General features: G+C 59.5%; 24 protein-coding genes, 3 tRNA genes and 1 pseudogene. 7 read left to right on the top strand and 21 right to left on the bottom strand.

The annotated features are described in order from the left end of the window. Nucleotides 1-186: 186 nt before the first annotated feature. The 3 genes from nadR to serB form a co-directional block, all read right to left on the bottom strand. Nucleotides 187-1,449 carry a multifunctional transcriptional regulator/nicotinamide-nucleotide adenylyltransferase/ribosylnicotinamide kinase NadR gene (nadR, locus tag D781_RS02965; RefSeq protein ID WP_015670825.1) on the bottom strand — a complete coding sequence of 421 codons (1,263 nt, stop codon included), beginning with the start codon at nucleotides 1,447-1,449 and terminating at the stop codon, nucleotides 187-189. Nucleotides 1,450-1,507: 58 nt separating this feature from the next. After that, the gene (gene radA / locus D781_RS02960) at nucleotides 1,508-2,890 is read right to left on the bottom strand and encodes a DNA repair protein RadA (protein WP_015670824.1); all 1,383 of its coding nucleotides are present in this window, start codon (nucleotides 2,888-2,890) and stop codon (nucleotides 1,508-1,510) included. A gap of 61 nt (nucleotides 2,891-2,951) precedes the next feature. Further along, nucleotides 2,952-3,929 carry a phosphoserine phosphatase gene (serB, locus tag D781_RS02955; protein ID WP_015670823.1) on the bottom strand — a complete coding sequence of 326 codons (978 nt, stop codon included), beginning with the start codon at nucleotides 3,927-3,929 and terminating at the stop codon, nucleotides 2,952-2,954. 282 nt (nucleotides 3,930-4,211) lie between these two features. Here serB and D781_RS02950 point away from each other — a divergent pair, with 282 nt between their 5' ends. Then, entirely contained in the window at nucleotides 4,212-4,904 is a 693-nt protein-coding gene (locus D781_RS02950; RefSeq protein WP_015670822.1) for a YtjB family periplasmic protein, read from the top strand. An 88-nt stretch (nucleotides 4,905-4,992) separates the two neighbouring features. Here the strand turns inward: D781_RS02950 and deoD are convergent, their stop codons facing one another. The 15 genes and pseudogenes from deoD to D781_RS02885 all read right to left on the bottom strand — a co-directional run bounded on the left by deoD (nucleotide 4,993) and on the right by D781_RS02885 (nucleotide 18,935). Continuing rightward, nucleotides 4,993-5,724, bottom strand: a complete 732-nt coding sequence (gene deoD, locus D781_RS02945) for a purine-nucleoside phosphorylase (protein ID WP_015670821.1) — start codon at nucleotides 5,722-5,724, stop codon at nucleotides 4,993-4,995. Nucleotides 5,725-5,793: 69 nt separating this feature from the next. After that, the gene (gene deoB / locus D781_RS02940; protein ID WP_015670820.1) at nucleotides 5,794-7,017 is read right to left on the bottom strand and encodes a phosphopentomutase; all 1,224 of its coding nucleotides are present in this window, start codon (nucleotides 7,015-7,017) and stop codon (nucleotides 5,794-5,796) included. A gap of 67 nt (nucleotides 7,018-7,084) precedes the next feature. Continuing rightward, nucleotides 7,085-8,407: a thymidine phosphorylase gene (deoA, locus tag D781_RS02935; protein WP_015670819.1), complete on the bottom strand. Its 1,323-nt coding sequence runs from the start codon at nucleotides 8,405-8,407 to the stop codon at nucleotides 7,085-7,087. Between the two features lie 71 nt (nucleotides 8,408-8,478). Beyond that, nucleotides 8,479-9,258 (bottom strand): deoxyribose-phosphate aldolase, encoded by a 780-nt coding sequence (deoC, locus tag D781_RS02930; RefSeq protein WP_015670818.1) that lies wholly within the window; start codon nucleotides 9,256-9,258, stop codon nucleotides 8,479-8,481. Nucleotides 9,259-9,628: 370 nt separating this feature from the next. Next, entirely contained in the window at nucleotides 9,629-10,894 is a 1,266-nt protein-coding gene (locus D781_RS02925; RefSeq protein WP_197663866.1) for a NupC/NupG family nucleoside CNT transporter, read from the bottom strand. A 205-nt stretch (nucleotides 10,895-11,099) separates the two neighbouring features. After that, entirely contained in the window at nucleotides 11,100-11,876 is a 777-nt protein-coding gene (locus D781_RS02920) for a metal-dependent hydrolase (protein ID WP_015670816.1), read from the bottom strand. Continuing rightward, complete coding sequence (locus D781_RS02915) at nucleotides 11,873-12,976, bottom strand: patatin family protein (protein WP_015670815.1); 1,104 nt, start codon at nucleotides 12,974-12,976, stop codon at nucleotides 11,873-11,875. The genes D781_RS02920 and D781_RS02915 overlap by 4 nt, the downstream gene beginning before the upstream one ends. Before the next feature lie 10 nt (nucleotides 12,977-12,986). Continuing rightward, a complete protein-coding gene (locus tag D781_RS22460; RefSeq protein ID WP_015670814.1) occupies nucleotides 12,987-13,172 on the bottom strand; it encodes a hypothetical protein in 186 nt (61 codons plus the stop codon). A 57-nt stretch (nucleotides 13,173-13,229) separates the two neighbouring features. Continuing rightward, a complete protein-coding gene (locus tag D781_RS22455) occupies nucleotides 13,230-13,391 on the bottom strand; it encodes a DUF1328 domain-containing protein (protein ID WP_015670813.1) in 162 nt (53 codons plus the stop codon). A gap of 105 nt (nucleotides 13,392-13,496) precedes the next feature. Then, a complete protein-coding gene (gene osmY, locus D781_RS02910; RefSeq protein WP_015670812.1) occupies nucleotides 13,497-14,132 on the bottom strand; it encodes a molecular chaperone OsmY in 636 nt (211 codons plus the stop codon). Nucleotides 14,133-14,631: 499 nt separating this feature from the next. Then, a complete protein-coding gene (prfC, locus tag D781_RS02905) occupies nucleotides 14,632-16,221 on the bottom strand; it encodes a peptide chain release factor 3 (RefSeq protein WP_015670811.1) in 1,590 nt (529 codons plus the stop codon). Nucleotides 16,222-16,381: 160 nt separating this feature from the next. Continuing rightward, nucleotides 16,382-17,645 (bottom strand): annotated as a pseudogene (locus D781_RS02900) (type II toxin-antitoxin system HipA family toxin). Between the two features lie 3 nt (nucleotides 17,646-17,648). Continuing rightward, nucleotides 17,649-17,954: a helix-turn-helix transcriptional regulator gene (locus tag D781_RS02895; protein WP_015670810.1), complete on the bottom strand. Its 306-nt coding sequence runs from the start codon at nucleotides 17,952-17,954 to the stop codon at nucleotides 17,649-17,651. A gap of 155 nt (nucleotides 17,955-18,109) precedes the next feature. Beyond that, the gene (gene rimI / locus D781_RS02890) at nucleotides 18,110-18,553 is read right to left on the bottom strand and encodes a ribosomal protein S18-alanine N-acetyltransferase (RefSeq protein ID WP_015670809.1); all 444 of its coding nucleotides are present in this window, start codon (nucleotides 18,551-18,553) and stop codon (nucleotides 18,110-18,112) included. After that, nucleotides 18,498-18,935, bottom strand: coding sequence for a DNA polymerase III subunit psi (locus D781_RS02885; RefSeq protein ID WP_015670808.1), 438 nt, complete (start codon nucleotides 18,933-18,935; stop codon nucleotides 18,498-18,500). Before D781_RS02885 ends, rimI begins: the two co-directional genes overlap by 56 nt. A gap of 386 nt (nucleotides 18,936-19,321) precedes the next feature. On the opposite strand from D781_RS02885, the gene rsmC reads away from it, so the two are divergent. Beyond that, nucleotides 19,322-20,362: a 16S rRNA (guanine(1207)-N(2))-methyltransferase RsmC gene (gene rsmC / locus D781_RS02880; RefSeq protein WP_015670806.1), complete on the top strand. Its 1,041-nt coding sequence runs from the start codon at nucleotides 19,322-19,324 to the stop codon at nucleotides 20,360-20,362. A gap of 322 nt (nucleotides 20,363-20,684) precedes the next feature. Here rsmC and D781_RS02875 read toward each other — a convergent pair whose 3' ends face one another. Beyond that, nucleotides 20,685-21,680, bottom strand: coding sequence for an aldo/keto reductase (locus D781_RS02875; RefSeq protein ID WP_015670805.1), 996 nt, complete (start codon nucleotides 21,678-21,680; stop codon nucleotides 20,685-20,687). A gap of 121 nt (nucleotides 21,681-21,801) precedes the next feature. Between D781_RS02875 and D781_RS02870 the strand changes: the two genes are divergently transcribed. The 4 genes from D781_RS02870 to D781_RS02855 all read left to right on the top strand — a co-directional run bounded on the left by D781_RS02870 (nucleotide 21,802) and on the right by D781_RS02855 (nucleotide 23,187). Continuing rightward, nucleotides 21,802-22,710 (top strand): LysR family transcriptional regulator, encoded by a 909-nt coding sequence (locus tag D781_RS02870; RefSeq protein ID WP_015670804.1) that lies wholly within the window; start codon nucleotides 21,802-21,804, stop codon nucleotides 22,708-22,710. A gap of 140 nt (nucleotides 22,711-22,850) precedes the next feature. Continuing rightward, nucleotides 22,851-22,937: transfer RNA gene (locus D781_RS02865), tRNA-Leu, on the top strand. A 34-nt stretch (nucleotides 22,938-22,971) separates the two neighbouring features. Further along, nucleotides 22,972-23,058, top strand: a tRNA-Leu gene (locus D781_RS02860). Between the two features lie 42 nt (nucleotides 23,059-23,100). Continuing rightward, nucleotides 23,101-23,187 (top strand) — tRNA-Leu (locus tag D781_RS02855). A 110-nt stretch (nucleotides 23,188-23,297) separates the two neighbouring features. Here the strand turns inward: D781_RS02855 and D781_RS02850 are convergent. Next, the gene (locus tag D781_RS02850) at nucleotides 23,298-23,585 is read right to left on the bottom strand and encodes a DUF1435 family protein (RefSeq protein WP_015670803.1); all 288 of its coding nucleotides are present in this window, start codon (nucleotides 23,583-23,585) and stop codon (nucleotides 23,298-23,300) included. A gap of 240 nt (nucleotides 23,586-23,825) precedes the next feature. On the opposite strand from D781_RS02850, the gene D781_RS02845 reads away from it, so the two are divergent. After that, nucleotides 23,826-24,890, top strand: coding sequence for a diguanylate cyclase (locus D781_RS02845; protein WP_015670802.1), 1,065 nt, complete (start codon nucleotides 23,826-23,828; stop codon nucleotides 24,888-24,890). A gap of 1 nt (nucleotide 24,891) precedes the next feature. On the opposite strand, the gene fucP is transcribed toward D781_RS02845, so the two are convergent. Beyond that, a complete protein-coding gene (fucP, locus tag D781_RS02840; protein WP_015670801.1) occupies nucleotides 24,892-26,121 on the bottom strand; it encodes an L-fucose:H+ symporter permease in 1,230 nt (409 codons plus the stop codon). Nucleotides 26,122-26,134: the final 13 nt, after the last annotated feature.

Raw genomic sequence — 26,134 nt, 5'->3', positions numbered from 1 at the left:
CCAGCTGCGCGTCTCGTCAAGGCGGACATTGTAGATAAGAGACAAAGGCAAAGATGGAGTATTTCGCCATCATCAACGATACGTCATGGTTTTACCGTCCTGGCGGTGACGAAAAACCTAACGTAATTACGTCAACGATGGCGCAGTTCGCGCCCGGCCGTTGCGGCGAGCGCACTATCGGCTAATTCAGCCCGCCTGCGGCACGTTTTTCACCCGGCCGACGTCCGCCGCCATCAGCTGCTGCACCAGCTCCACGCAGCGCAGGAAGCGCTCATCATAGTCGCTGGACTCAACGCGCACGTACTCGATGTTGTTGGCGTGCAGCATCGCCTCCAGCAGATCCTGAAAGGCCTTGCGTTCGCCGGGGCTGCCCAGGCTGCGCAAGCCGTCCGCCACCCACGGCGTGTTGTTCTCCAGCAGGATCACCAGGTCAAAGCGGTACTCGTCGATCAGCGCCTGCACAAAGGGGTGCTCCCGCCCTTCGTACTTTTTGCAGAACGCCTGGGTGGTGACAAAGTCGGTATCGATAAACGCCACCTTGTTGGCGTACTTCACCGCAAAGTCCACGTACTGCGCCTGCCCCAGGGCAATCTTGTCGTAGTCGGAGTACTGCAGCGCCATCTCGTCGCCCCCCAGATGAGAGAACACATAATCGCGGCCATACTCCCAGGCGCTGGTGGTATTGAAAATATTGGCCAGTTTGTTGACCAGCGTTGATTTACCGCTGGATTCGCCGCCCAGTATCGCCACGGTGCGCACAAAGAACGGCTTCACTTCGGTAGGAATATATTCCCAGTAGCGGAACGGATCCTGACGGATCTGCCGGCCGCTGATCTTCATAAACGAACGTTCGGGGTCGATCAGAATGGTTTCCGTCGCCAGATACTCGCGATAGCGCGGCGCATCCTGCGTTTCGCTGGAGTAGATCACGCTCGGCATAATGCCCTGCTGTTCCATAAACTGCTTCATGCCGTTGCTCCACACGCCCCAGCCGTGCGGATAGGGTTCGATGCCCTGTTCGTCGAACGCGTGAATATGGATGTTCTTCTGATACTTGAAGGTTTGCAGCAGCCAGCGCAGCCGGTCGCTGACCGTCGGCTGCTGCGACATCGAACTGTTGTCAAACAGCTCGCGGTCGCGCGGCTCGTCGTAACACAAAATCACATGCAGCTCGTCCACCTGGCTGCAGGCGCGCTGGATCAGATAAATATGGCCGGTATGCAGCGGGTAAAATTTACCAAACACTACGCCGACCTTTTTCTCCCGGCGCGGAAACTCCAGGCCCAGGAAACGGTGCAGCGCCTCCAGCTTCTGCGCGCTGGGGCTCTTGATTTTGTCATTAAGCAGCTGGCTAAGGTAGCCTTTGGTCATACCGCTGGCGTCCGCCACCTGTTGCAGTGTGCGCCCCTGCTGTTTAATCGCCGCTTTCAGATAATCAAATTGCCGCATCACGCCTCCTGTTCAATATGCTAAACACGTTAGCACAGATTCCTGATTTCGGCGGCCATTAAAACTCGTCCAGCACCGCCAGCGCATCCGCCAGCTTTTTCACGCCGAACACCTGCATATTGGCCGGCATCTTTTTCGGCACGTTGGCGTGCGGCACGATGGCGCGCTTAAAGCCGTGCTTGGCCGCTTCCGAAATGCGCTCCTGCCCGCTCGGCACCGGACGGATTTCACCGGCCAGCCCCACTTCGCCGAACACCACCAGATCTTGCGGCAGCGGCCGGTCGCGCAGGCTGGAGACCAGCGACAGCAGCAGCGCCAGGTCGGCGCTGGTTTCCGCCACCTTTACGCCGCCGACCACGTTGACGAACACGTCCTGATCCGCCATCTGCAGGCCACCGTGACGGTGCAGCACCGCCAGCAGGATCGCCAGACGGTTCTGCTCCAGCCCCACCGCCACGCGGCGCGGGTTGGACATCATCGAGTGATCCACCAGCGCCTGAATCTCCACCAGCAGCGGCCGCGTGCCTTCCCACACCACCATCACCGAGCTGCCGGAGGTCACCTCGCCACGGCTGAGGAAAATCGCCGACGGGTTGCTGACCTCACGCAGGCCCTGCTCGGTCATGGCGAACACGCCCAGCTCATTGACCGCGCCGAAGCGGTTCTTGTGGCTGCGCAGGGTGCGGAAGCGGGAGTCGGCGTCGCCGTCGAGCAGAATCGAACAGTCGATGCAGTGCTCCAACACCTTCGGCCCGGCCAGCGAGCCGTCTTTGGTGACGTGACCGACCATCACGATCGCCACGCCGCGGGTTTTGGCAAAGCGCGTCAGGTAAGCGGCGGTTTCGCGCACCTGCGCCACGCTGCCCGGCGAGGACTGGATGTCCGCCATATGCATCACCTGAATCGAGTCGATCACCATCAGCTTCGGCTGCTCCTGCTCGGCGATCAGGCAGATTTGCTCGATGCTGGTTTCCGACAGCATATTCAGGTTGCCGGTCGGCAGCCCCAGGCGGTGCGCACGCATCGCCACCTGCTGCAACGACTCTTCGCCGGTGACGTACAGCGTTTTCATCTGCTCGGACAGTTTGCACAGCGTCTGCAGCAGCAGGGTACTCTTGCCGGCGCCGGGGCTGCCGCCGATCAGAATGGCGCTGCCCGGCACCACGCCGCCGCCGAGCACGCGGTCAAACTCCAGAAAGCCGGTGGAAAAACGCGGCAGTTCCTCCAGGCTGATCTCCGACAGCCGCTGCACCTTGCTGACGCCGCCGTTCTCGCCGGCATAGCCGCTGAAGCGTTCATTGCGCGCCGCGGCGGGCGAGGCGGCCAGACGAACCTCGGTAATGGTATTCCAGGCCTGGCATGCGCTGCACTGCCCCTGCCAGCGCGGATAATCCGCCCCGCACTCATTACATACAAACGCCCGTTTTGCCGCTTTTGCCACGTCTTACCTCTTGAAAAATACTGATTTGCTGATGATGCGGCCCGCGCGCGGCGGGCTGCGATTAGCGCACTTCGTGCTTCAGGCTGCCGCTCAGTACGCATAATACGCCGATCAGATCGGCATGACGAATCGCCACCTGCGCCTGGCCATACACCGTCGGCTTGGCGTGATAGGCGATGCCCAGCCCCGCCGCCTGCATCATTTTCACATCGTTGGCGCCGTCGCCGATCGCCACCGTCTGCTGCGGCGCAATGCCCAGCTTTTCCGCCAGCTGCGTCAGCGTATCGGCCTTGTACTGGGCATCGACAATCGGCCCCACCACCTCGCCGGTCAGCTTGCCGTCGCGGATTTCCAGCTCATTGGCGGCCACCGCCACCAGCTTCAGCGTGTCGCGCAGGTATTCGGCATAGTAGGTGAAGCCGCCGGAAGCGATGGCAACGTGCCAGTCGAGCGCCTGCAGCTTACGCACCAGATTAACCAGCCCCGGCATCAGCGGCAGGTTGTCGCGCACCTGTTTCAGGATATTGGCATCGGCGCCCTTCAGCGTGCCGACCCGCTGCCGCAGGCTGTCGGAAAAATCCAACTCGCCGCGCATCGCCCGCTCGGTCACTTCAGACACCTGCTCGCCGACGCCCGCCAGCTTGGCGATTTCATCGATGCACTCGATCTCGATCGCGGTGGAATCCATATCCATCACCAGCAGCCCCGGCGTGCGCAGATGCGGGATCTTGCCGAGCGGCGCCACGTCCAGCCCGCTTTCCGCCGCCAGCGTTTTGGCGCGCGCCGTCAGCGTGCCGGCCAGGCGCACCACCTGATAATCCTCCACCCGCCAGGCGGTGACGATCACCATCGCCGCGCCGAGCCGGCGCTGGAACTGCGTGATGCTCTCCTTATCCAGTTCTCTGCCATACAATAGCCAACCGGTGTGGCCCGCCCAATAATCCAGCGGCATCACTTCGTCACCGCTCAGCGAAAGGGGAAGGCCCGGCCATTGGGAGATCTCGGCCGGGAGGTCACAATAGGTCAAACTATTCGACATCATTAACTCCTGAAGGGGCAGCTTGGGTATACCCGCCTGATTCTACGTTGCGACGGCGTGAAACCAAAGCGGTGACGGCGGGCAAAGACAGGCAAGACGCGTGCTATACCCTCAATCATTCGCGTTGCAGGAAGGCGGCAGAAGAAGGCATGCCGGTGCGCGGGCTCAGGCCGGTGCAGCGCCCTGCAACGTGAAGCATCACGGGTATAAAACAGCCCACCAAGCTATCCTATCGGGCCGGCTTCTGGCAACATAAACTCTCTCTGAGATTAAGGAAGCCGTATGGCTAAAGCCAAACTAAAATTTCGCCTGCACCGCACCGCCATCATTCTGATTTGTCTGGCGTTATTAGTGCTACTGATGCAGGGCGCCTCCTATTTTAGCCTGAGCCATCAGCTGGCGCGTTCCGAGCAGGTGGAGGATCTGGCGCAGACCCTGACGAAACAGGTCGCCTTCAGCCTGGCGCCGCTGCTCGACGACGACAGCGATATTGATAATCAGCGCATCGACGCCATCCTCAGGCAGATGACTGACCACAGCCGCATCCTGGACGCCAGCGTCTATCAGCTGGACGGCACGCTGATCGCCCACGCCGGGGAAACCATCAGCGTACGCGATCGCCTGTCGCTCGACGGCAAGCGCGCCGGCGGCTACTTCAATAATCAGCTGGTTGAGGCCATTCAGTGCAAAGACGGTCCGTGCGGTTTTATCCGCATCACCCTGGATACCCACGTGCTGGCGACCGAAGCCAAACAGGTGGATAACACCACCAACCTGCTGCGGCTGATGATGCTGCTGTCGCTGGCCATCGGCATTATCCTGGCGCGCTGCCTGCTGCAGGGCCGCCGCAGCCGCTGGCAGCAGTCGCCTTACCTGCTGACCGCCAACGCGCCGCTGGCCGACGGCGACGATGACAAGCAGGAGCAGGAAAGCGCCGCGCCGGCCTCCGGCGACGACGAAGCGCGCAAGCCGTAGCGCCCGCTGCGCATAAAAAACGCCGGTCGGGTTGGCCCCACCGGCGTTATTGTCACCACGGCGGCAATACGCCGCCAGGCGGACACGCTTACGCTTTATCGCCCAGCAGCACGGACTCCAGCGCGATAACGATCATTTCGTTAAAGGTGGTCTGACGCTCTGCGGCGGTGGTCTGCTCGTGGCGCAGGATATGGTCGGACACGGTGCAGATGGTCAGCGCTTTACAGCCGTACTCTTCCTGCATTTCCGCCACCACGCCGTAGATGCCGGCCGCTTCCATCTCTACGCCCAGAATGCCGTACTTTTTCAGCACCTGGAACATATCCGGATCCGGCGTATAGAACAGATCGGCAGAGAAGATGTTGCCGACGCGCGCCGGGATGTTCTGCGCGGCCGCGGCGTCAACCGCGTTGCGCACCATGTCGAAATCCGCAATCGCCGCGAAGTCGTGGTCTTTAAAACGCAGGCGGTTCACTTTGGAGTCGGTGCAGGCGCCCATGCCGATCACCACGTCGCGCAGTTTGATATCGTCGCGCACCGCGCCGCAGGAACCCACGCGGATCAGTTTCTTCACGCCGAACTCCGCAATCAGTTCACGCGCGTAAATGGAGCAGGACGGGATGCCCATACCATGACCCATAACGGAAATTTTGCGGCCTTTGTAAGTACCGGTGAAGCCCAACATGCCGCGCACGTTGTTCACTTCCACCGCATCTTCCAGGAAGGTTTCCGCGATATATTTCGCGCGTAACGGGTCGCCCGGCATCAGAACGACGTCTGCGAAATCACCCATTTCGGCGTTAATGTGCGGAGTTGCCATAATTATTTTCCTTCTACTATCGTCATGAATAAAAATGCGCCGGGGTATTCCCCCGGCGCCAACTGCGTATTAGAACATAGTCTTGCCATATTCCATTGGCGACAGACCAAAATAATTCGCAACGGTCTGGCCAATATCGGCAAAGGTTTCACGGTGGCCCAGCGAACCCGGTTTCACGTTCGGGCCGTAGACCAGCACCGGAATGTGCTCACGCGTATGATCGGTGCCGCCCCAGGTCGGGTCGCAGCCGTGGTCGGCGGTGAAGATGATCATATCGTCGTCTTTCACCCGCTTCAGCAGCTCCGGCAGGCGGCGGTCAAACAGTTCCAGTGCGGCGGCATAGCCCGCCACGTCGCGGCGGTGGCCGTAAGAGGAGTCAAAATCGACAAAGTTGGTGAACACGATGGTGTTGTCGCCGGCCTGCTCCATCTCTTTGACGGTGGCGTCAAACAGCGCGTCAATCCCGGTCGCCTTAACCTTTTTGGTGATGCCGACGTTGGCGTAGATATCGGCAATCTTGCCGATGGACACCACTTCGCCGCCCTTCTCATCCACCAGCTTTTTCAGCACGGTCGGCGCCGGCGGCTCCACCGCCAGATCGTGACGGTTGCCGGTGCGCTGGAAGTTGCCCGGCTTGTCGCCGACGAACGGACGGGCGATCACGCGGCCGATGTTGTAGCCGCCTTCGGTCAGTTCCTCACGGGCGATTTCGCACAGTTCATACAGGCGATCCAGACCGAAGGTTTCTTCATGACAGGCAATCTGGAAGACCGAGTCCGCCGAGGTGTAGAAAATCGGCTTGCCGCTCTTCATGTGTTCTTCGCCGAGCTGATCGAGGATCACCGTACCGGAAGAGTGGCAGTTGCCGAGGTAGCCCGGCAGCTTGGCGCGCTCCACCAGCTTATCCAGCAGTTCCTGCGGGAAGCTGTTGTGTTCGTCTTTAAAGTAGCCCCAGTCGAACAGTACCGGCACCCCGGCGATTTCCCAGTGGCCCGACGGCGTGTCCTTACCGGAAGAAAGCTCGCTGGCATAGCCGTAAGCGCCAATGATGTCGGCATTTTCGTCCAGTCCCGGCGGGAAGCTGCCGGTAGACTCCTGCGCCGCCTTGCCCAGGCCGAGGCGGCTGAGGTTCGGCAGGGTCAACGGGCCGCTGCGGCCGTGGTCTGCTTCGCCGCGCGCGCACATTTCGGCAATGTGGCCCAGGGTATCCGAGCCTTTGTCGCCAAAACGTTCAGCGTCGGCGCTGGCGCCGATGCCAAATGAGTCCAGAACCATAATAAATGTACGTTTCATTGTTTTCTCCCGCGTGATTCCACGCTCTGACGGCGCAATACGCGCCGCCTCGATTAAATAAATGGCCTTACTGGGTGATGCGTTTATACACCACCGGCGTCGCTTCCGGCGCCTGGTCGCTCAGCGTCATCGCGCCGCGCACCGCGTCGGCCGCCTGCTGCCAGCTCTCCTCGTCGTTGGCGTGGATCACCGCCAGCGGCTGTTTGGCGTCAATGCGGTCGCCCAGGCGCGCCATATCGGTCAGCCCGACGCTGTAGTCGATGCTGTCGGTGGCGCGGCGACGGCCGCCGCCAAGGGTCACCACCGCCATGCCCAGTTCACGGGTATCCATGGCGCTGACGATGCCTTCACGCTCGGCGTACACCGGCTTGCTCAGCGTCGCCGTCGGCAGGTAGCTGTCGTAACGCTCAACAAAGTCGCTCGGACCCTGCTGCGCCGCCACCATGCGGCCGAAGACTTCCGCCGCCTTGCCGTTATCCAGCACCGCCTGCAGTTTGGCGCGCGCATCGGCGTCATCCTGCGCCAGGCCGCCGGAGAGCAGCATTTCCACGCACAGCGCCATGGTGACTTCCAGCAGACGCGGGTTGCGGTATTCACCGGTCAGGAAGCGTACCGCTTCGCGCACTTCCACCGCGTTGCCGGCGCTGGACGCCAGCACCTGGTTCATATCGGTCAGCAGCGCCGTGGTTTTGCAGCCGGCGCCGTTGGCGACGCCAACGATGGCCTGCGCCAAATCTTCCGACAGCGCATAGGTCGGCATAAAGGCGCCGGAGCCTACTTTCACGTCCATCACCAAGGCATCCAACCCTTCCGCCAGTTTCTTGGCCAGGATCGAACCGGTGATCAGCGGAATGGAGTCCACGGTGGCGGTAATATCGCGCGTGGCATAGAAGCGTTTGTCCGCCGGGGCCAGCGAACTGGTCTGGCCGATAATCGCAACGCCGACCTCTTTGATGATTTTACGGAAAGCGGCGTCATCCGGGAAGATATTAAAGCCGGGAATGGCTTCCAGTTTATCCAGGGTGCCGCCGGTGTGGCCCAGACCGCGGCCGGAGATCATCGGCACGTAGCCGCCGCAGGCCGCCACCATCGGGCCGAGCATCAGCGAGGTTACGTCGCCCACGCCGCCGGTGGAGTGCTTGTCCACCACCGGACCGTTGAGATCCAGGCTCTTCCAGTCCAGTACCGTGCCGGAATCGCGCATCGCCATGGTCAGCGCCACGCGCTCCGGCATGGTCATATCATGAAAATAGATGGTCATCGCCAGCGCGGCGATCTGCCCTTCGGAGACGACGTTATCGCGGATGCCGTTAATAAAGAAGCGGATTTCCTCTTCGCTCAGCGGCTGACCGTCACGTTTCTTACGAATGATTTCTTGTGCCAGGAACAAAATGTCCTCCTGCAATATGCGTGTGCAGTGTTGTCAAAGACGCCCCGGACGCGCCGGGGCGAAAGCGAGAATCAGTAGCCGCTGCCGGACGTCTGCGCGCTGTAGCCCAGCGTGGTCAGCAGGCTGGCCAACAGGCTGGAGGCGCCGAAACGGAAGTGCCGTGCATCAGCCCAGTCTGCGCCCATGATACGCGCGGCAAGTTGCAGATAATGCTGCGCCTCTTCCGCAGTGCGTACGCCGCCGGCCGGCTTGAAGCCCACCTGCGCGCCGACGCCCATATCGCGGATCACCGACATCATCAGCTCAGCGCTTTCCAGCGTGGCGTTCACCGGTACTTTGCCGGTTGAGGTTTTAATAAAGTCCGCCCCGGCGTTGATGGAGATTTCAGACGCCTTGCGGATCAGCGCCGCGTCCTTCAGCTCGCCGGTTTCGATAATCACTTTCAGCAACACATTCGCTTCGGCGCAGGCCTGCTTGCACTGTTTCACCAGATCGAAGCCCACCTGCTCATTGCCGGCCATCAGCGCACGGTAAGGGAACACCACGTCCACTTCATCGGCGCCGTAGGCGATGGCCGCACGGGTTTCCGCCAGCGCGATAGCAATATCATCGTTACCGTGCGGGAAGTTGGTGACGGTGGCGATGCGGATATCCGGCGTGCCCTGCTCGCGCAGCGTTTTACGGGCGATCGGGATGAAGCGCGGGTAAATGCAGATGGCAGCGGTGTGGCCCGCCGGGCTGTTCGCCTGACGGCACAGCGCGATCACCTTCTCGTCGGTGTCGTCGTCGTTCAGGGTGGTTAAATCCATCAGGCTCAGCGCGCGCTGCGCTGCGGCGGTTAATTCGGTCATAAAACTCTCCAACTTGAGCTGCTTGCTGTTGGCGAGCGGACTTGGTTCCGTGAAGATAGCGCGGGGTAATCACTTCCCCGAGGGCAACTGAGGTCCTTCTCACCGCACATTAGGCTAGACGTGCAAACAGCCTGTAGTAACGATTAGAACACGCCGGTAATACACCGGGTCGCGTTCAGGTTAAAAAATCCAATAAGGGTAACGCTCTAACAGTCAGAGATTATATGTGAAAATAATCACAAAACAACGCGACATTGTTCACAAAATAACAAAAGCTTCACCGTGCACCCCGCCAGGCCACGCCGGACGGGCTTTCTTCACCGCCGCCGGGCTGCGGCGGCGGCAAAGAAAAACGCCCTGCAAGTATAGTTTACAGCGCCAGGAAGAACCCGGCGATGGTCGCGCTCATCAGGTTGGACAGGGTGCCGGCCACCACCGCCTTCAGACCCAGACGCGCAATATCATGACGACGATTCGGCGCCATGCTGCCTAACCCGCCCAGCAGGATCGCCACCGAAGACAGGTTAGCGAAACCACACAGCGCGAACGAAATAATCGCCTTGGTGTGGGCGGACAGCACCTGCAGCCCGTCGGCGGTCACCGCCTCATCCGGACGCAGATAGGCGCCGAAGTTCATAAAGGCGACAAACTCATTGACGATAATCTTCTGGCCGATAAAGGAGCCGGCGGTCATCGCCTCGCTCCACGGCACGCCGATCAGGAAGGCGATTGGCGAGAAGATCCAGCCCAACAGCAGCTCCAGCGACAGCTGCGGATAGTTGAACCAGCCGCCGATGCCGCCCAGCATGCCGTTCAGCAGCGCGATCAGGGCGATAAACGCCAGCAGCATCGCGCCAACGTTCAGCGCCAGCTGCATGCCGGACGCCGCACCGGAGGCCGCCGCGTCAATCACGTTGGCCGGGCGCTCCTCTTCGGCAATCAGCTTGGTCGCATCGTCCGTATCATGAGTTTTTTCCGTTTCCGGCAGCATCAGCTTAGCGAACAGCAGGCCGCCCGGCGCGGCCATAAACGAGGCGGCGATCAGGTATTCCAGCGGCACGCCCATTTGCGCGTAGCCGGCCAGTACCGAGCCGGCCACCGACGCCAGGCCGCCGCACATCACGGCAAACAGCTCGGACTGCGTCATGGTGGCGATATACGGCCGCACCACCAGCGGCGCCTCGGTCTGGCCGACAAAAATATTGGCGGTGGCCGACAGCGACTCGGTGCGCGAGGTGCCCAGCACTTTCTGCAGGCCACCGCCCAGCACGCGGATCACCAGTTGCATAATGCCGAGGTAATACAGCACGGCGATCAGCGACGAGAAGAACACGATCACCGGCAGCACGCGCAGCGCAAAAATAAAGCCGCCGCCGCCGAACAGTTCAAACATCTTGTCGGACACCAGCCCGCCGAAAATAAACGAAATGCCCTGGTTGCCGTAGGCAATCACATTGGCCACCCCTTCCGACATTCCGCCCAGAATGCGCCGGCCCAGCGGTACGTACAGCACCAGCGCGCCAATCGCGATTTGAATAATAAAGGCGCCGAGCACGGTGCGCAGGTTAATCGCCCGCCGGTTGCTGGAAAGCAGCACCGCGATCGCGATTAACACCGCCATCCCAATCAGGCTCATGATGAGTTGCATGCAAAGTATCCCTGTGGTGAAAAATAAAACAGATTCTGCCCGGCATCATTGTGGGCTAACTATTGGTAACGGGGCGGGATTATACTGAGCAATATTGCGCCAGACTCGTCTTACATCACAAATGTATACAAACAGGCGCAAACGAAAATCTTATAACGTGACAAGTGTCACACTTTGACCGCTGTAACGGCGGTTACAGCGCAAACAGGGATTGGGTATTTTGCCAAAGCCGATCGGCAATCTGCTCGGGCGGTTCCGAACGCAGCTGACACAGCGCCTGAAACACCTCGGCGGCGCGCTCCGGGCGGTTAGGCTCGCCCTGATGGCCGGCCAGCGGCATATCCGGCGCGTCAGTCTCCAGCAGCAGCGCGCTGAGCGGCAGCTGCGCCATCACCGCACGGGTTTTCTGCGCCCGCTGATAGCTGATGGTGCCGCCGACGCCGATAAAATAGCCCAGCCGCACAAACGCCTGCGCCTGCGACAGGCTGCCGGCAAAGCCGTGCACCACGCCGCGGCGCGGCAGGTCGGCGCGGCGCAGCATGGCGGCCAGCGGGTCATGGCTGCGGCGCGAATGCAGAATCACCGGCAAATCATGGCGCTTCGCCAGCTGCAGCTGGGCGCGCAGCAGCCTCTGCTGACGCTCGAACTGCGGCTCGGCCATGTACAGATCCAGGCCGATCTCCCCGACCGCCGCCAGCTTGGGCGGCCGCGCCGTCAGCCAGCCTTCCAGTTGCGCCAGCTGTTCGTCATGGTGCTGCGCGATATAGAGCGGGTGCAGCCCCAGCGCGGCGTACAGCGGCGGATAGCTCTCCGCCAGCTGCGCCACGCGCGCAAAGCGGTCGGCGGTGACCGAGGGCACGATAATGCGCCCTACGCCGGCCGCCGCCGCGCGCCGCAGGCTGTCCGCCTCGTGGCCGCTGAAGGGCGGGAAATCAAAATGGCAATGGGTGTCGGTAAACCGCAGGCTCACAGCGTCTCTCCCTTACCGTCCGGCAGCGCGTCCGGCGGCAAATGCATCTCCGCAGGCGCCAGCGCCGCCGGCTGCATCACCTCGCTGACGATCGGCGACGGCATGCTCAGGCTCTCCGGCTGCAGCAGGCGCCGCGACAGCGGCCGTTGCACCGCCACGCCGTCGCCGCTTTCCGGCGTCGTTTGCAGCCAGTGGCCGACGGTGGCCAGAAAATAGCGGCCGCAGCGTCGGCCGAGATGATAGTCGCGGTTAAGCGACGACAGGCGGCTGCCAAGCGCATTGCTCGCCAGCGGCTTCGGCGGGAAGATTTCGAAAATACGCAGGTCGCCCGGCGGTTTCTCAATAAACTGCTGGATGCGGTGGTAGCTCTGCTCATGCTGCCGCATGATACGCACCATCTGCTGCAGGCTGCTTTCGCTCAGCCACTGCTCCATCCGCTTCATCCACTGCGGCGTATAGTACATCTGCGACGGCACGGTGCGGATCACCACGATGGTGTCCGCGCCGCGGCGGTAGGCCTCCTCCACCGGAATCGCATCGCTGATGCCGCCGTCCTGATAGCTGACGCCGTCCAGCTCAACGCCCATGCGGTAAAAGCCCGGAATGGCGCTGGAGGCTTTAATCGTCGGCAGCCAGCTGGCGCGCCGGGCGGGGAAATAGGTTGGTTCGAAGTCGTCGCTGCGGCAGGCGCACATCAGAAACTCGCGCCCGTCATGGAACTGTTTTTCCGCCGCGTCCATCGCCAGCGGCAGCTGCTGCGAGGTGATATTCACCAGCCAGTCGAGGTCAATCAGATGGCCGCCGCGCACGAAGCGCAGGGGATTAAAGAAATCGGCGGTGGTGGTGTAGCGGGTGATCACCCGACGTGCGTAGCCGAGCTGTCCGCAGATAAAAGCGGAAAGGTTCTGTGCACCGGCAGAGGTGCCGATCATCAGTTCAAAAGGGTTGAAGCGGGCACGCTGGAACTCATCCAGCACGCCGGCGGTGAAAATGCCGCGCTGCCCGCCCCCTTCGCATACCAGCGCCAGTTTGCCCGGCCGGTATGGTTTATACGCCAGCGGCTCAATATTGCCGAGCGTAATGGGTATTCTGTAGCCCAACCCGGGTTCCTCAGTAAGACGTTTTTTCTGAGGATACCTCTTCTTGCTCTCTTCCGTAATCTTCTTGCAGTATGCCGGAGAGACAGTCGTTACTGCCGGTCAGCCATGCACAGTCGCTGCCGGAAAGTTCGGCCCAGGCCTGCCACAGCTGGCCTCTGAGCTGTTTCCAACGTCCGAGAATAATATCACCGTTCACGATCTGCCCTCCTACTGCCGGAAAAGGACTCAAGATTTGTTACACTTTGCCCACCGGCTAAGGACGCCGGCGGCCGGTAAACAGGCTGATCAGGAACAGAATGATCCCAACCACAAAGACCACTTTCGCCGCCCAGGCGGCGGTGCCCGCCAGACTGCCAAAGCCCAGCGCCGCAGCAATCAGCGCAACCACCAAAAAGATAATGCCCCAACGAAACATAAGCCTCTCCTTACCGTAGAGGCGCAGCCTGCGCGCCCATGATGAAACGCATCAAGGGGGCCGGTTACCGGCCCCCTGCTGACAGAGTTCGCCGCGAAGGGCGGATTATGGTTTGACGGTCAGGTCGTTCTTCACGCTTTTCACGCCGTCAATCGCCTTGGCGATGCTTTCCGCACGCTCAGACTGCGCCTGCGACTTCACTTCGCCGGACAGCTGCACCACACCGTCGGTGGTTTCCACTTTCACGTTGCGGGAAGGCACGATGTCATCGGCCAACAGCTTGGCTTTCAGCTCCGTGGTGGTGGTGGCGTCACCGGCATAAGATTTCACCGACTGCTTGGCCTCATCTTTCACATGCAGCTTATCGCTGACGGATTTCACGCCGTCCACTTTACCGGCCACGGCAACCGCCTGCTCAGCCAGCGCCTGGCTGGCGACAAAGCCGCTCAGCGTCACCACGCCTTTTTCGGTTTTCACCGAAATGTCGTTGCTGGAAATCGTTTTGTCTTCCACCAGCGCGCTTTTCACTTTTGCGGTAATCGCGCTGTCATCCATATAGCCGTCGACTTTCTTCATCGAACCGTCGACTTTTTGCATAGAGCTATCGATTTTGGCGCCAGTGCTATCAGCCACGCTGGATGCCTTATCGAGCAACGAACCTTCGGCCAGAGCGCTACCGCTCACCAAAACGGAACCCAATACGACAGCCATCATTGATTGTGCAAACTTGGTCTTTTTCATCGATCTCTTCCTTTTGTTGGTGAATCCCAAATGACTGCGGATTCTGTCGCCGCGATGCGCGCGGCTTTGATTCAGGGATACTTCACGATATCTGTTCGTTCGGCCATCCACGCCATGAATATTGCAACGGCCATGCCAACTTTATACAACCATTAAAAATCAATAAGATAACTATAATTGCCGAAAAAACAGGCCAAATACTGTCGCCATTTAACGACATCATCCTGACCCATCAGAGACACTTAGGTTAACTCACTGATTTTAAACCACTCAGGTTGTCTCCAATCGGCAACACCGCCGCATAAGACGCTGGTTTTTTAAGTAATCACAGAGATTTGGGCTATTCATTGCGCGATTATGCCCTGCTAAATATAGCGCATCAGGCAAAATCCGGCGGACGAAACGGCACAATCCGAAGAGCGGACAACGCGGGAAAGGATGAGAAAGGTTAATTAATAGCAGGCCCGGCCGCCAAAAGGCAGCCGGGCCGCGGCGGGCATCAGTGCTCGCGGGTTTTGCGGAAGGTGACGTCCGGATAACGCTCCTGCGTCAGATTGAGGTTCACCATGGTCGGCGCGATGTACGACAGGTTATCACCGCCGTCCAGCGCCAGGTTCTGCTCGTTCTTACGCTTGAACTCTTCGAACTTCTTCACGTCGTCGCACTCCACCCAGCGGGCGGTAGACACGTTGACCGACTCATACACCGCTTCCACGTTGTATTCGGTTTTCAGACGCGCCACCACCACATCGAACTGCAGCACGCCGACCGCGCCGACGATCAGATCGTTGTTGGCGATCGGCCGGAATACCTGCACCGCGCCCTCTTCCGACAGCTGCACCAGCCCTTTCAGCAATTGCTTCTGCTTGAGCGGATCGCGCAGGCGGATACGGCGGAACAGCTCCGGCGCAAAGTTCGGAATACCGGTGAACTTCATGTTTTCACCCTGGGTAAAGGTGTCGCCGATCTGAATGGTGCCGTGGTTATGCAGGCCGATAATATCGCCCGGGTAGGCTTCTTCCACGTGCGAGCGGTCGCCGGCCATAAAGGTCAACGCGTCCGAGATCACCACGTCCTTGCCGGTGCGCACCTGGCGCAGCTTCATGCCTTTTTCATAGCGGCCGGACACCACGCGCATAAACGCCACGCGGTCGCGGTGTTTCGGATCCATATTGGCCTGGATCTTGAACACAAAGCCGCTGAACTTCTCTTCCGTCGCCGAGACTTCACGGCTGTCGGACTGACGCGGCATCGGCGTCGGCGCCCAGGACACCAGCCCGTCGAGCATATGGTCAACGCCGAAGTTGCCGAGCGCGGTGCCGAAGAACACCGGAGTCAGCTCACCGGCCAGAAACGCTTCCTGCTCAAACTCGTGTGAAGCACCCTGCACCAGCTCCAGCTCTTCACGCAGCTGCGCGGCCAGCTCTTCGCCCACCGCCTCGTCCAGCTCCGGGTTATCCAGCCCTTTCACCACCCGCACGTCCTGAATGGTGTGGCCCATACCGCTCTGATAGAGGTAGGTTTCATCCTTGTACAGATGGTAAACCCCCTTAAACAGCTTGCCGCAGCCGATTGGCCAGGTGATGGGCGAGCAGGCGATTTTCAGTTCGCGTTCGACTTCATCCATTACTTCCATCGGATCGCGGATATCGCGGTCCAGCTTGTTCATAAAGGTCAGGATCGGCGTATCGCGCAGACGGGTGACTTCCATCAGCTTGCGGGTACGATCCTCAACGCCTTTCGCGGCGTCGATCACCATCAGGCAACAGTCCACCGCGGTCAGGGTGCGGTAGGTATCTTCGGAGAAGTCTTCGTGCCCCGGGGTATCCAGCAGGTTGACCAGGCTGTCGCGGTACGGGAACTGCATCACCGAGGTGGTGATGGAGATGCCGCGCTGCTTTTCCATTTCCATCCAGTCGGATTTGGCGTGCTGGCTGGAGCCGCGGCCTTTTACCGTACCGGCGGTCTGGATCGCCTGTCCGAACAGCAGCACCTTTTCGGTGATGGTGGTTTTACCGGCATCGGGGTGCGAGATGATGGCGAAGGTTCTTCTTTTCGACACTTCGCGGGCAAATTCACTAGGAGACATGTTTTCACGTTTCTACGGTTAGTCCGCCCTGCGTCATCGTCATACGCCGTTGATGGCGTCAAAGCAAAGCGGTGAAATGAATATAATAGCGGGTTATTTTCGCTGATTTGCCAACCGGTGACAATCAATGGATACGGCGCAGCAAGATTAAACCTTTTGGCTACAGTCGGAAATCCGGTGACAACGCGGCCCAATGCCGGCGCAATACCGCTTTGTGATCTTCCGCCATCGGTAAGTTTTTCAATAATTCCGGCCACAGGGTACGCGCCTTATCAGTCGCGTCCGCCAGGTGCACCCGTACCGCCGGCCAGGGAATACCAACGCGCTCGGCCCAACGCTCAAACGTCTGCATGGAAATCATTGACCAGCGCTTTTCCTTCGCCATATTCAGCGCCGCTTCCGACTCATCCGGGATATAAACCCGTGTGGTGACAATGTCATAAGCCGGGGAGAGGCGTACATCAGTCTGCTGTGGATAGAAAACTGACCAGTTTTTGATATGCGCATCACCATTAGCGAGCATAATGTTTGCCAACAGCCGACGCGCCATCTGCTGTACATCACGCAAAGGCTCGCTGCTCCACTCATACAGATAGGCCGCTATCTGCTCATAATTTTTCCCACGATATTTATCGTGCGCGTGGAGTTCAAATATCTGAGCAAAATCTTCCGTATGTACCCGCCCGCTTTCGCCACGATCAAAACGGCGGATAGCGTAGGCATAAGGCTCGTCGGCCAGGCGGATGTCGGGTAAATTCTCCAGTTGCTCCAACGCAACCAGCTCAATATCAGGAATATCCACGCCTACCGCCTGCGCCAACCGCATCGACGTATATTCGTTTTCAGGAACGTTACGGTGCACGGTAGATGGCGTTTTGATGATCCAGCTGTCAGCCCCCACCAAAGAAGAGATATTGAAGCGACCCTCCTGACGCACAGAAGAAAACTTCATCTGTACGCCTGCCAGAGAAAACTTTTGCACATCCGGCCCCGACTCAATGTGCACGGCTTCCGGCGCGCCACGCGACGTCAGCGCCCAGCTTGGGATCTCATTAGCGGCAAGCGCGCGAGCTTCCAGCGCGCCCGGCAGATTGTCTCCAGCCCATGCCAGCAAAGGAAATTCTTCATCAACATGCACTTTCAACGATTGCGCCAGCCAGCTGCGCAGCGCCCCTTCAGGCAACAAATTGGATAAAACGGGAGGGAGGCGCTGCGATGACTGTAAAACTTGTTCAAGATACCCCTGATGCGCCCGCTGCCGCAGAGTAAACAACGGGCGGAGCGTTTCCGGTAAAGCGAGGTATTGCGGATCGCAACGTCAGGATATTTTTACCGCCGCTGTAATGTGCCAGCACGCCGATACGCACGCCATGCAAAATCAACGCTAATGCCTGCACCGATTCAACCTGCCGTTGGCCCTTCATCCGCTAGTCCTCGAGATCTTGCAGTTTTTTTTCAAACCCCTGCAACGTATCAGTTTTCGACGCGGTCCCTGCTTTTTGTTGCAGCAATACTTCCACGTCACCGATATGCCTTTTCGGCACGATAACATATTCCAAATCCATCGCCGCCAATATCCGTAGCAGGGTACTCATCCGAATATCGCTGCCGGATTCAATACGCTGATATTGCTGTTGGGTCATACCAATTTTCATCAGAAAATCTTTTTGGCTCCACCCTAGTTCACAGCGTTTTTCTTTCAAAATCTTTGATAATTCTGATAATTGCCGCACCTTCCGCCCCAAACAACTTATTAGTTGTAAGAAATACAATAAACAACAAATTAGTTGTAATTACAGTTAAAAACAACCCACTAATTGTATAATACGCAAAAAACAATTAATAAGTTGTAAATAGGTAAGGGAACAATAAATTGGTTATTTCTTGTTCAGCCAAGCGGCAGCGCCATCACGATCGCATCTTCGCGCCCGCCGGCGGCCGGGTAGTAGTTGCGGCGCACCGTGACTTCGTTAAAGCCCAGATCGTTATACAGCGCCAGCGCGCCGCGGTTGGAGGCGCGCACCTCCAGCCACAGCGTGACGACGCCGCGCGATTCCAGCTCGGCGATCAGCGCATTGAGCAGCGCGCGGCCATAGCCCCGGCGCTGATAGCGCGGATCGATGGCGATATTAAACAGCGTCGCCTCATCCAGCACGATCTGGGTAATGGCGAAGCCGGCCATCTGACCGTCGGCGTCCAGTTTCAGGTTAAGGTAGCGTTCACCCTGATTGCTGGCAAAGGTGGCCTGCGTCCAGGGAAAGGCGTGGCTGGCCTGTTCAATCTTGAAGGCGGTGGCCAGATCGGCCGCCGTCAGGGTGGAAATGTTGTTCATGATGACAAATCTGCTGCCAGAGTGCGCGTTTCGCACCCGCATCGTGAGAAAGCTCGGCCAGCGCCGGGCTGTATAGCTGCGCGCCGGCCACCGCAAGCGGCTCCGTAACGCCCAGCCGCCAACTGTTGCATTCCGCGTCTTCCGGCAGCATCGCCGCCTGTTCCGGCGTCAGGCCGTAGGTTTGCGCCGGCGTCAGCCCCAGGCTGCGCAGCACGTCGCAGAACAATGCATCATCCGGCGCAGGCAATGACGCCGCCACCACCAACAGGCGCGTTTCCGCCGGCAGGCTGATCGCCACTTCGCCCTGCAACACGCCCGGGCGGCGCAATGTCCACTGCGTAATACCCAGTTGTTGTAACAGCCAGTCGCGTTGAGATGCCATGCCGATTCCTGTCAGGAGCTACCGTAAGCGCGCTATGCTAACAAACCCGCGCGGCCAACGCATCTGCCGCTTGCAGTATGACGGGTAAATTCGAGTGGCGGGAAGGCAACAGAGAGGAACCCCAATGAGCGGACTCCGGTCAATAACTCGAGTGACTCGCATCTGCAGCTCGAAGTATGACGGGGAGTTACCCTAAATAATTCGAGTTGCAGGAAGGCGGCAAGGGAAGGAATCCCGATGAGCTGACTTCGGTCAGTGATTCGGGTGACTGAGCGCAGCCAACGCATCTGCAGCTCGAAGTATGACGGGTAACGGGTATAAATTCATCGAACATCGCCCCACAACCCTCTATAATCCCCCGCTTAATCTTGAGGAGCCAAAACCTGATGTCTGCATTAACCCCCGCCAGCGAAGTGATGCTGCGCCACAGTGATGAATTTACCGAACGCCGCGTACTGTTTGCCGGCGATCTGCAAGATAGCCTGCCTGCCCAGTTCGAGGCCGCGGACGTGCGGGTGCATACCCAGCAGTATCATCATTGGCAGTTATTAAACCGGGCGATGGGCGACAACGTGCAGTTCGGCCTGACGGTCGACGCCGGGTTGGTGGCCGACTGCGATACGCTGGTGTATTACTGGCCGAAGAGCAAACAGGAAGCGCAGTTCCAGCTGTGCAATCTGCTGGCGCTGCTGCCGGTAGGCGCGGAAGTGTTCGTGGTCGGTGAAAACCGCAGCGGCGTGCGCAGCGCGGAACAAATTATCGCCGATCACGTACAGCTGGTGAAAATCGACAGCGCGCGCCGCTGCGGCCTGTACCACGGCCGCATCGACAGCCGGCCGGTCTTTAACCTCGACGACTGGTGGCAGAGCTACGCGCTGCACGATCTGGAAGTGAAAACGCTGCCGGGCGTGTTCAGCCGCGACGGTCTGGACGTCGGCAGTTCGCTGCTGCTGTCCACGCTGGAACCGCATATGAAAGGCAAGGTGCTGGATATCGGCTGCGGCGCCGGCGTACTCGCCAGCGTGATGGCGAAGATGTCGCCGAAGGTGAAACTGACGCTGAGCGACGTCAACGCGGCGGCGGTAGCCGCCAGCCGGGCGACGCTGGCGGCCAACGGCATTGAGGGCGAGGTGCTGGTCAGCAACGTCTACTCCGATATCAGCGGCCGTTTCGATATGATTATCTCCAACCCGCCGTTCCACGACGGCCTGGCCACCAGCCTGACCGCGGCGGAAACGCTGATCCGCGGCGCGGTGAAGCACCTGCCGATCGGCGGTAAGCTGCGCATTGTCGCCAACGCCTTCCTACCGTATCCGGATATTCTCGACGCCGTCTTCGGCAGCCACGAAGTGCTGGCGCAAAACGGCCGCTTCAAGGTGTATCAGGCGACCGTCGGCCGTCCGCCGCGCGTGGCGAAAAAGAAATAAACGCTTTGGGATAATGATGTCATGAAACATGGGCGTATCATTCTGTTTCTGTAAGTGATGTGTAAGCGGAATTGCCGTAAACGTACGGCACTCTCCTGCTGCTTCCGTGAACGGCAATGGAAAACATGCTCACGCCCGCGCTTAGGCACGTTCTGCCTGTGCCGCCTCAACCGGACATCCTTGTCCGGTTGAGGCGGCACAGCTTCCTTGTTCGGCAGCCCGTGATGCGCGCTAAAGGTCAACACCCGAATCTGTTATCACCGGGTTACTTAACCTACGGTTTCCGTACTAGAAGCCAGATTCCACAAGGTCATTACGCTTATCAGCGGTTAACGTAGCCCATCGACTCCTGGCCGTAACGCGCCCCGGCTGCCGCCTGCTGCGGGAATACCGCCTCAATCGCCGCCAGCTCCTGCGCGCTCAGCGCCAACGACGCCGCCGCCACGTTCTCCTCCAGATAGCGCCGACGCTTGGTGCCTGGAATCGGCACAATATGCTCGCCCTGCGCCATCACCCAGGCTAATGCCAGCTGCGACGGCGTAACGCCTTTGTCGTGCGCCAGCTCGCCGACCTTCTCTACCAGCGCCAGATTACGGGCGAAGTTCTCCCCCTGAAAACGCGGGTTGCTGCGGCGGAAATCGTCCTCGGCCAGATCTTCCGGCCGCTGGATGGCGCCGGTAAGGAAGCCGCGCCCCAGCGGGCTGTAGGCGACAAAACCGATGCCCAGCCGCGCGCAGGTCGCCAGCTGCCCCTGCTGCTCCACGTCGCGCGTCCACAGCGAGTATTCGCTCTGCAGCGCGGTGATCGGATGCACCTGATGCGCCCGCTCCAGCGTGGCCGCCGAGGCTTCGCTCAGGCCGATATGGCGGATCTTGCCCTCGCCGATCAGATCCGCCAGCGTGCCGACCACCTCTTCAATCGGCACTTCGGGATCCACCCGGTGCTGGTAATAAAGATCGATCGTCTCCACCCCCAGCCGCTGCAGGCTGCCCTCCACCGCGCGGCGGATATAGTCCGGCCGGCTGCAGACGCCGCGCGCCTGTGGATCCGCCGGGTCGCGCACGATGCCGAACTTGGTGGCCAGGAACACCTGCTCCCGCTTGCCCTTGATCGCCTTGCCCACCAGCTGTTCATTGGTGTGCGGCCCGTACATATCGGCGGTATCCAACAGGGTGACCCCCAGCTCCAGCGCCCGATGCAGCGTGGCGATGGCCTCTTTTTCATCATAAGCGGTGGAGTAGAAATCGCTCATGCCCATGCAGCCTAACCCCAGAGCGGAAACGCTCGGGCCGTTGGAACCTAATGTGCGCTGTTTCATCGTGTCTGCCTCGCGTTAGCTATTTTTCGTCACTGAGTGTGGTTGTTAGCGCCAGGAAGATAAATCATGCATATTGTTCATCACCGTTCAAAAATCGCTAACAATCACGACGGGGATAGAAATGGATCAGATTCAGGCCATGCGCGTTTTTACCCGCATCGTTGAGCTGGGCAGCTTCAGCCGCACGGCGGAGCGCCTGCAGCTGCCGCGCGCCACGGTCAGCAACGTGTTGAAGCGGCTGGAGCAGCAGCTGGGCGTACGCCTGCTGATCCGCACCACTCGTCAGGTGCAGGTCACCCACGAGGGCACGCTGTACTATCAGCGCTGTATTCAGCTGCTCGGCGCGCTGGAGGAGGCCAATACCCTGTTCCGTCAGCAGAAACTGCAGCCGTCCGGCCGGGTGCGCATCGATATGCCGCATTCGCTGGCGCGCGAAGTGGTGATCCCGGCGCTGGACGATTTCTACCGGCGCTACCCCGACATCACGCTGGCGCTGGGGGCCAACGACACGCAGGTCGATCTGCTGCGCGACGGCGTCGACTGCGTGCTGCGCGCCTGGAACAGCGAGGACGACACGCTGGTGGCGCGCAGTATCGCGCAGCTGCCGCAGCTCACCTGCGCCTCGCCGGCCTATCTGCAGCGCTTCGGCACGCCGCGCTCGCCGGACGATCTGGCCGGCCATCAGGCGGTGGGCTACTTCTCGCTCAGCAACAATCAGGACTATCCGCTGGAATTCTGCCGCAACGGCCAGGTGGAGTTGCGCACGCTGCCCGCGCGGCTGAGCGTCAGCGGCGCCGACGCCTACGCCAGCGCCTGTCAGGCCGGCCTGGGGCTGATTCAGGCGCCGCGCTACTCGCTGGCCCAGCACCTGAACCGCGGCGAACTGGTGGAAGTGCTGGCCGAAACCCCGCCGCCGCCGATGCCGCTGCACATTATGTATCCGCCCGGCCGCTTTCTGGCGCCGCGCGTACGGGTGCTGATTGACTGGCTGATTGAACTGTTTGCCGAGCGCCCGCTGCGCGATAAATAGGCGAATGGCGGTCAGATGAAAGAAATATGACGCTTTTTACAGCGATCGCCCCAAAACACCGAAATAACTATTGACGTGTTCGCCAAAATCTCTAGAATTCGGCCCCGTGGTGACATTGCTGAAGTCAATGTTTCTGGTATGCGAAGGTGGCGGAATTGGTAGACGCGCTAGCTTCAGGTGTTAGTGTCCTTACGGACGTGAGGGTTCAAGTCCCTCTCTTCGCACCAAATAACCACAAGATTTATATTGCACAGCATCTGTGCGAAGGTGGCGGAATTGGTAGACGCGCTAGCTTCAGGTGTTAGTGTTCTTACGGACGTGAGGGTTCAAGTCCCTCTCTTCGCACCACGCTGGTGATATAAATCGCAATCAAGCAGTAACATCGACTGTGCGAAGGTGGCGGAATTGGTAGACGCGCTAGCTTCAGGTGTTAGTGTCCTTACGGACGTGAGGGTTCAAGTCCCTCTCTTCGCACCAATTGATGTCTCTTCTCGTTGTTCCCCCGTATAAAAAACACCAACGATAGCCAACAACAGCGAACACGCCCGGGCGTGGTTTTGTCGTTTCTGCTATTTGCCGCGCGCGGCTTACGGCGTCAGATCGAAATGCAGACTGACGGCGGCCAGGCCACCGGCCAGCGCCATGCAGGAAGGCAGCAGCAGATAGTGGCGCCAGCGGCTGTTGAACAGCATCACCATCGTCGCCAGCATGGCGATGGCGATCAGGCTGCGCAGCTGCACCATATCCAGGTTAACCATCGCCAGCAGCGGCAACAGGGCGCAGGGCAACAGCACGCCCCAGGCGCTGGATAAACGCTCCCCCAAACACCAGGTCACCCCCCACAGCCCACATGCGGTAATCATGGCGGCAATCATGACGGCTCACTCCGAAGTGATAATGATAACCAATATCATATAATACTTCTTCTCACCCTGCATCCCTTTCGCTAGCGACAGATGACAATCTGTTGGAAAAGTGATAATTTGGCTTAAGAATAATCCTAATATAATAATTTTTTAATAATAACATTGGGAAATTATACCGCCGAGATACCTTATTAACGTTCGGGATATAATGACCTGCTGCTCAATGTCGACCGCACGGACAAACTAATAATGAATGCACGTTCTTATCAGGAACTGCTAAATAGCAAGCATCGGTTAGCGATATTTCTGTTCTTGCTAATGAATATAGCGTCTTCCCTTTTCACCCTATTAATGCCGTTGAAAAATACCCCGGCCGTTACGCCGCCGCTGTTCGGTATCCCCTTGTTTTGTCTGGCGGCGTTATTATTTACCTTACGCTCGCCGGGGCGTTATATAAAGCGACTGGAGTTTTTCTCCGGCGTATTAGGTCTGCTTTGGGCCGGGCATATTTATATGAAAAGCCAATATATGCTGCCGAACGCACAAAACTATCTGATTATTAGCCTGTTCAGCATTTTTTTTATCAGCGCGATTACCCTGACCGACAATGTCATCGCCTTCTGCCTGCACGCCGTGCCCTCTGCGCTGACGATTCTGCTGCTCGATAACCAGCATAATACCCTGCGCATCCTGTTTATCAGCGTGCTGCCGATCATCGCCTTTTCCATCCACCATCTGATGCTGAAACGCAGCGAATCCTTCACCCACGCGCTGGTCGCCCGCCTGTATGAGGAGCGCGACAAGCTCAGCAACCTCAGCATGCTCGACCCGCTGACCGGCCTGTATAACCGGCGCGGGCTGGAAAACCAGCTGTCGCTGCTGACCACGCCGCACAACGGCCTGCACTTTGTGCTGCTGCTGGATATCGACCGTTTTAAAGCCTATAACGACCACTACGGCCACACCATGGGCGATCAGGCGCTGGTGAAAGTGGCCTGCGCCATCCGCGACGCGGTGCGCTCGCGCGATATCGTGGTGCGCTACGGCGGCGAAGAGTTTCTGGTGCTGCTGACCAACGTCAGTAAAGAGTACGCCGCCCAGCTGGCGGAGCAGATCCGCCTGCGGGTGCAGGCGCTGGCGATCCCACACGGCTTTAATCAGCTGGCCGCCACCCACGTCACCCTCAGCGCCGGTATTTCGCCGCTGGAGCAGCTGGACGTGGCGTCGGCCATCCGCGCCGCCGACAGCGCGCTGTATCAGGCGAAAAACAACGGCCGCAACAGCGTCCGGCTGGCGACGCCGCCGCGTCCGTGAATCAGGCGCGGCGCTGGTGCATGCCGTACGCCAGCACCACGCCGAAACACAGCAGCGGCAGCCCGTAGGCCAGCGCGGTGCTGTAGCGGTCGGCGATGGCTCCCATAAAATACGGCATCACCGCGCCGCCGACGATGGCCATAATCATAAACGAGCTGGCTCGCTTGGTATGCTGCCCCATATTTTTCACCCCGAGGGCGAAAATGGTCGGAAACATGATCGACATAAAGAAGAACACCGCGATCAGCGCCACCACGGATACGCCGTCGATGCTCAGCATCACCACGCCGCACAGCCCGATATTAATCAGCGCGTAAACCGTCAGCAGCGTGGCGGGCTTCACCCGCCCCATCAGCCAGGTGCTGAAGAAGCGGCCGAGCATAAAGCAGATCATGGCGATCGACAGCAGGTAGGACGCGCGCTGGTTAGACACCTCCGCCCAATGCTCGGTGGCGTAGTTGATAAAGAACGCGCCGACGCCGACCTGGGCCGCCACATAGAAAAACTGGGCGATCACCCCGCCGGTAAAGTGGCGCTGCCGCCACAGCCCCTGCGCCGCGGCGGCGTGCGCCGTCGGCGCCTGTTCCCGAATATCCGGCAGCCGGGTGCGGTGGAACAGCAGGGCAATCGCCAGCACCAGCACGGCAATCACCACGTAGGTCATTTTCACCGCGCCCTGATCGCCGCCGCCGTCGTTTTGCATCGCCGAGAAAAACAGCGTGCCGCCAATCATCGGCCCGATAAACTGCCCCAGCCCGTTAAAAGACTGCGCCAGATTCAGCCGCCGCTCCGCGCCGCCGGCGTCGCCGAGCACCGTGGCGTAAGGGTTGGCCGCCGTCTCCAGGCAGCCCAGTCCGCAGGCGATGACAAACAGTGCAAACAGGAACAGGGCAAAGCTGTTGGCCGAAGCGGCCGGCACAAATAACAGCGCACCGACGGCATATAAACATAGCCCGACTAATATTCCCGCCTTGTAACCGCGTTTATCCATAAAATAACCGGCGGGCAGCGCCACCAGAAAATAAGCGCCGAAATAGGCCGCCTGTAATAATCCCGACTGCGCTTTGGTCACGTGCAACGTTTCCTGAAAATGTTTATTCAGCACGTCCAATAATCCGTAAGATAAGCCCCACATAAAAAACAGGCTGGTAACCAGAATAAAGGCCCAGCGCAGATTGCTACGTGCGTTGGCGCCCGTCTGCGCAGGCGCAGCGGTTTTATCTGCAAGCATAATATTATCCCCG

Origin of the sequence: Serratia sp. FGI94 (assembly GCF_000330865.1) — a bacterium.
Classification (GTDB): Bacteria; Pseudomonadota; Gammaproteobacteria; order Enterobacterales; family Enterobacteriaceae; genus Serratia_B; species Serratia_B rubidaea.
Note: the sequence above shows the minus strand (reverse complement) of the source record. Positions and strands in the feature narration are given on the sequence as shown.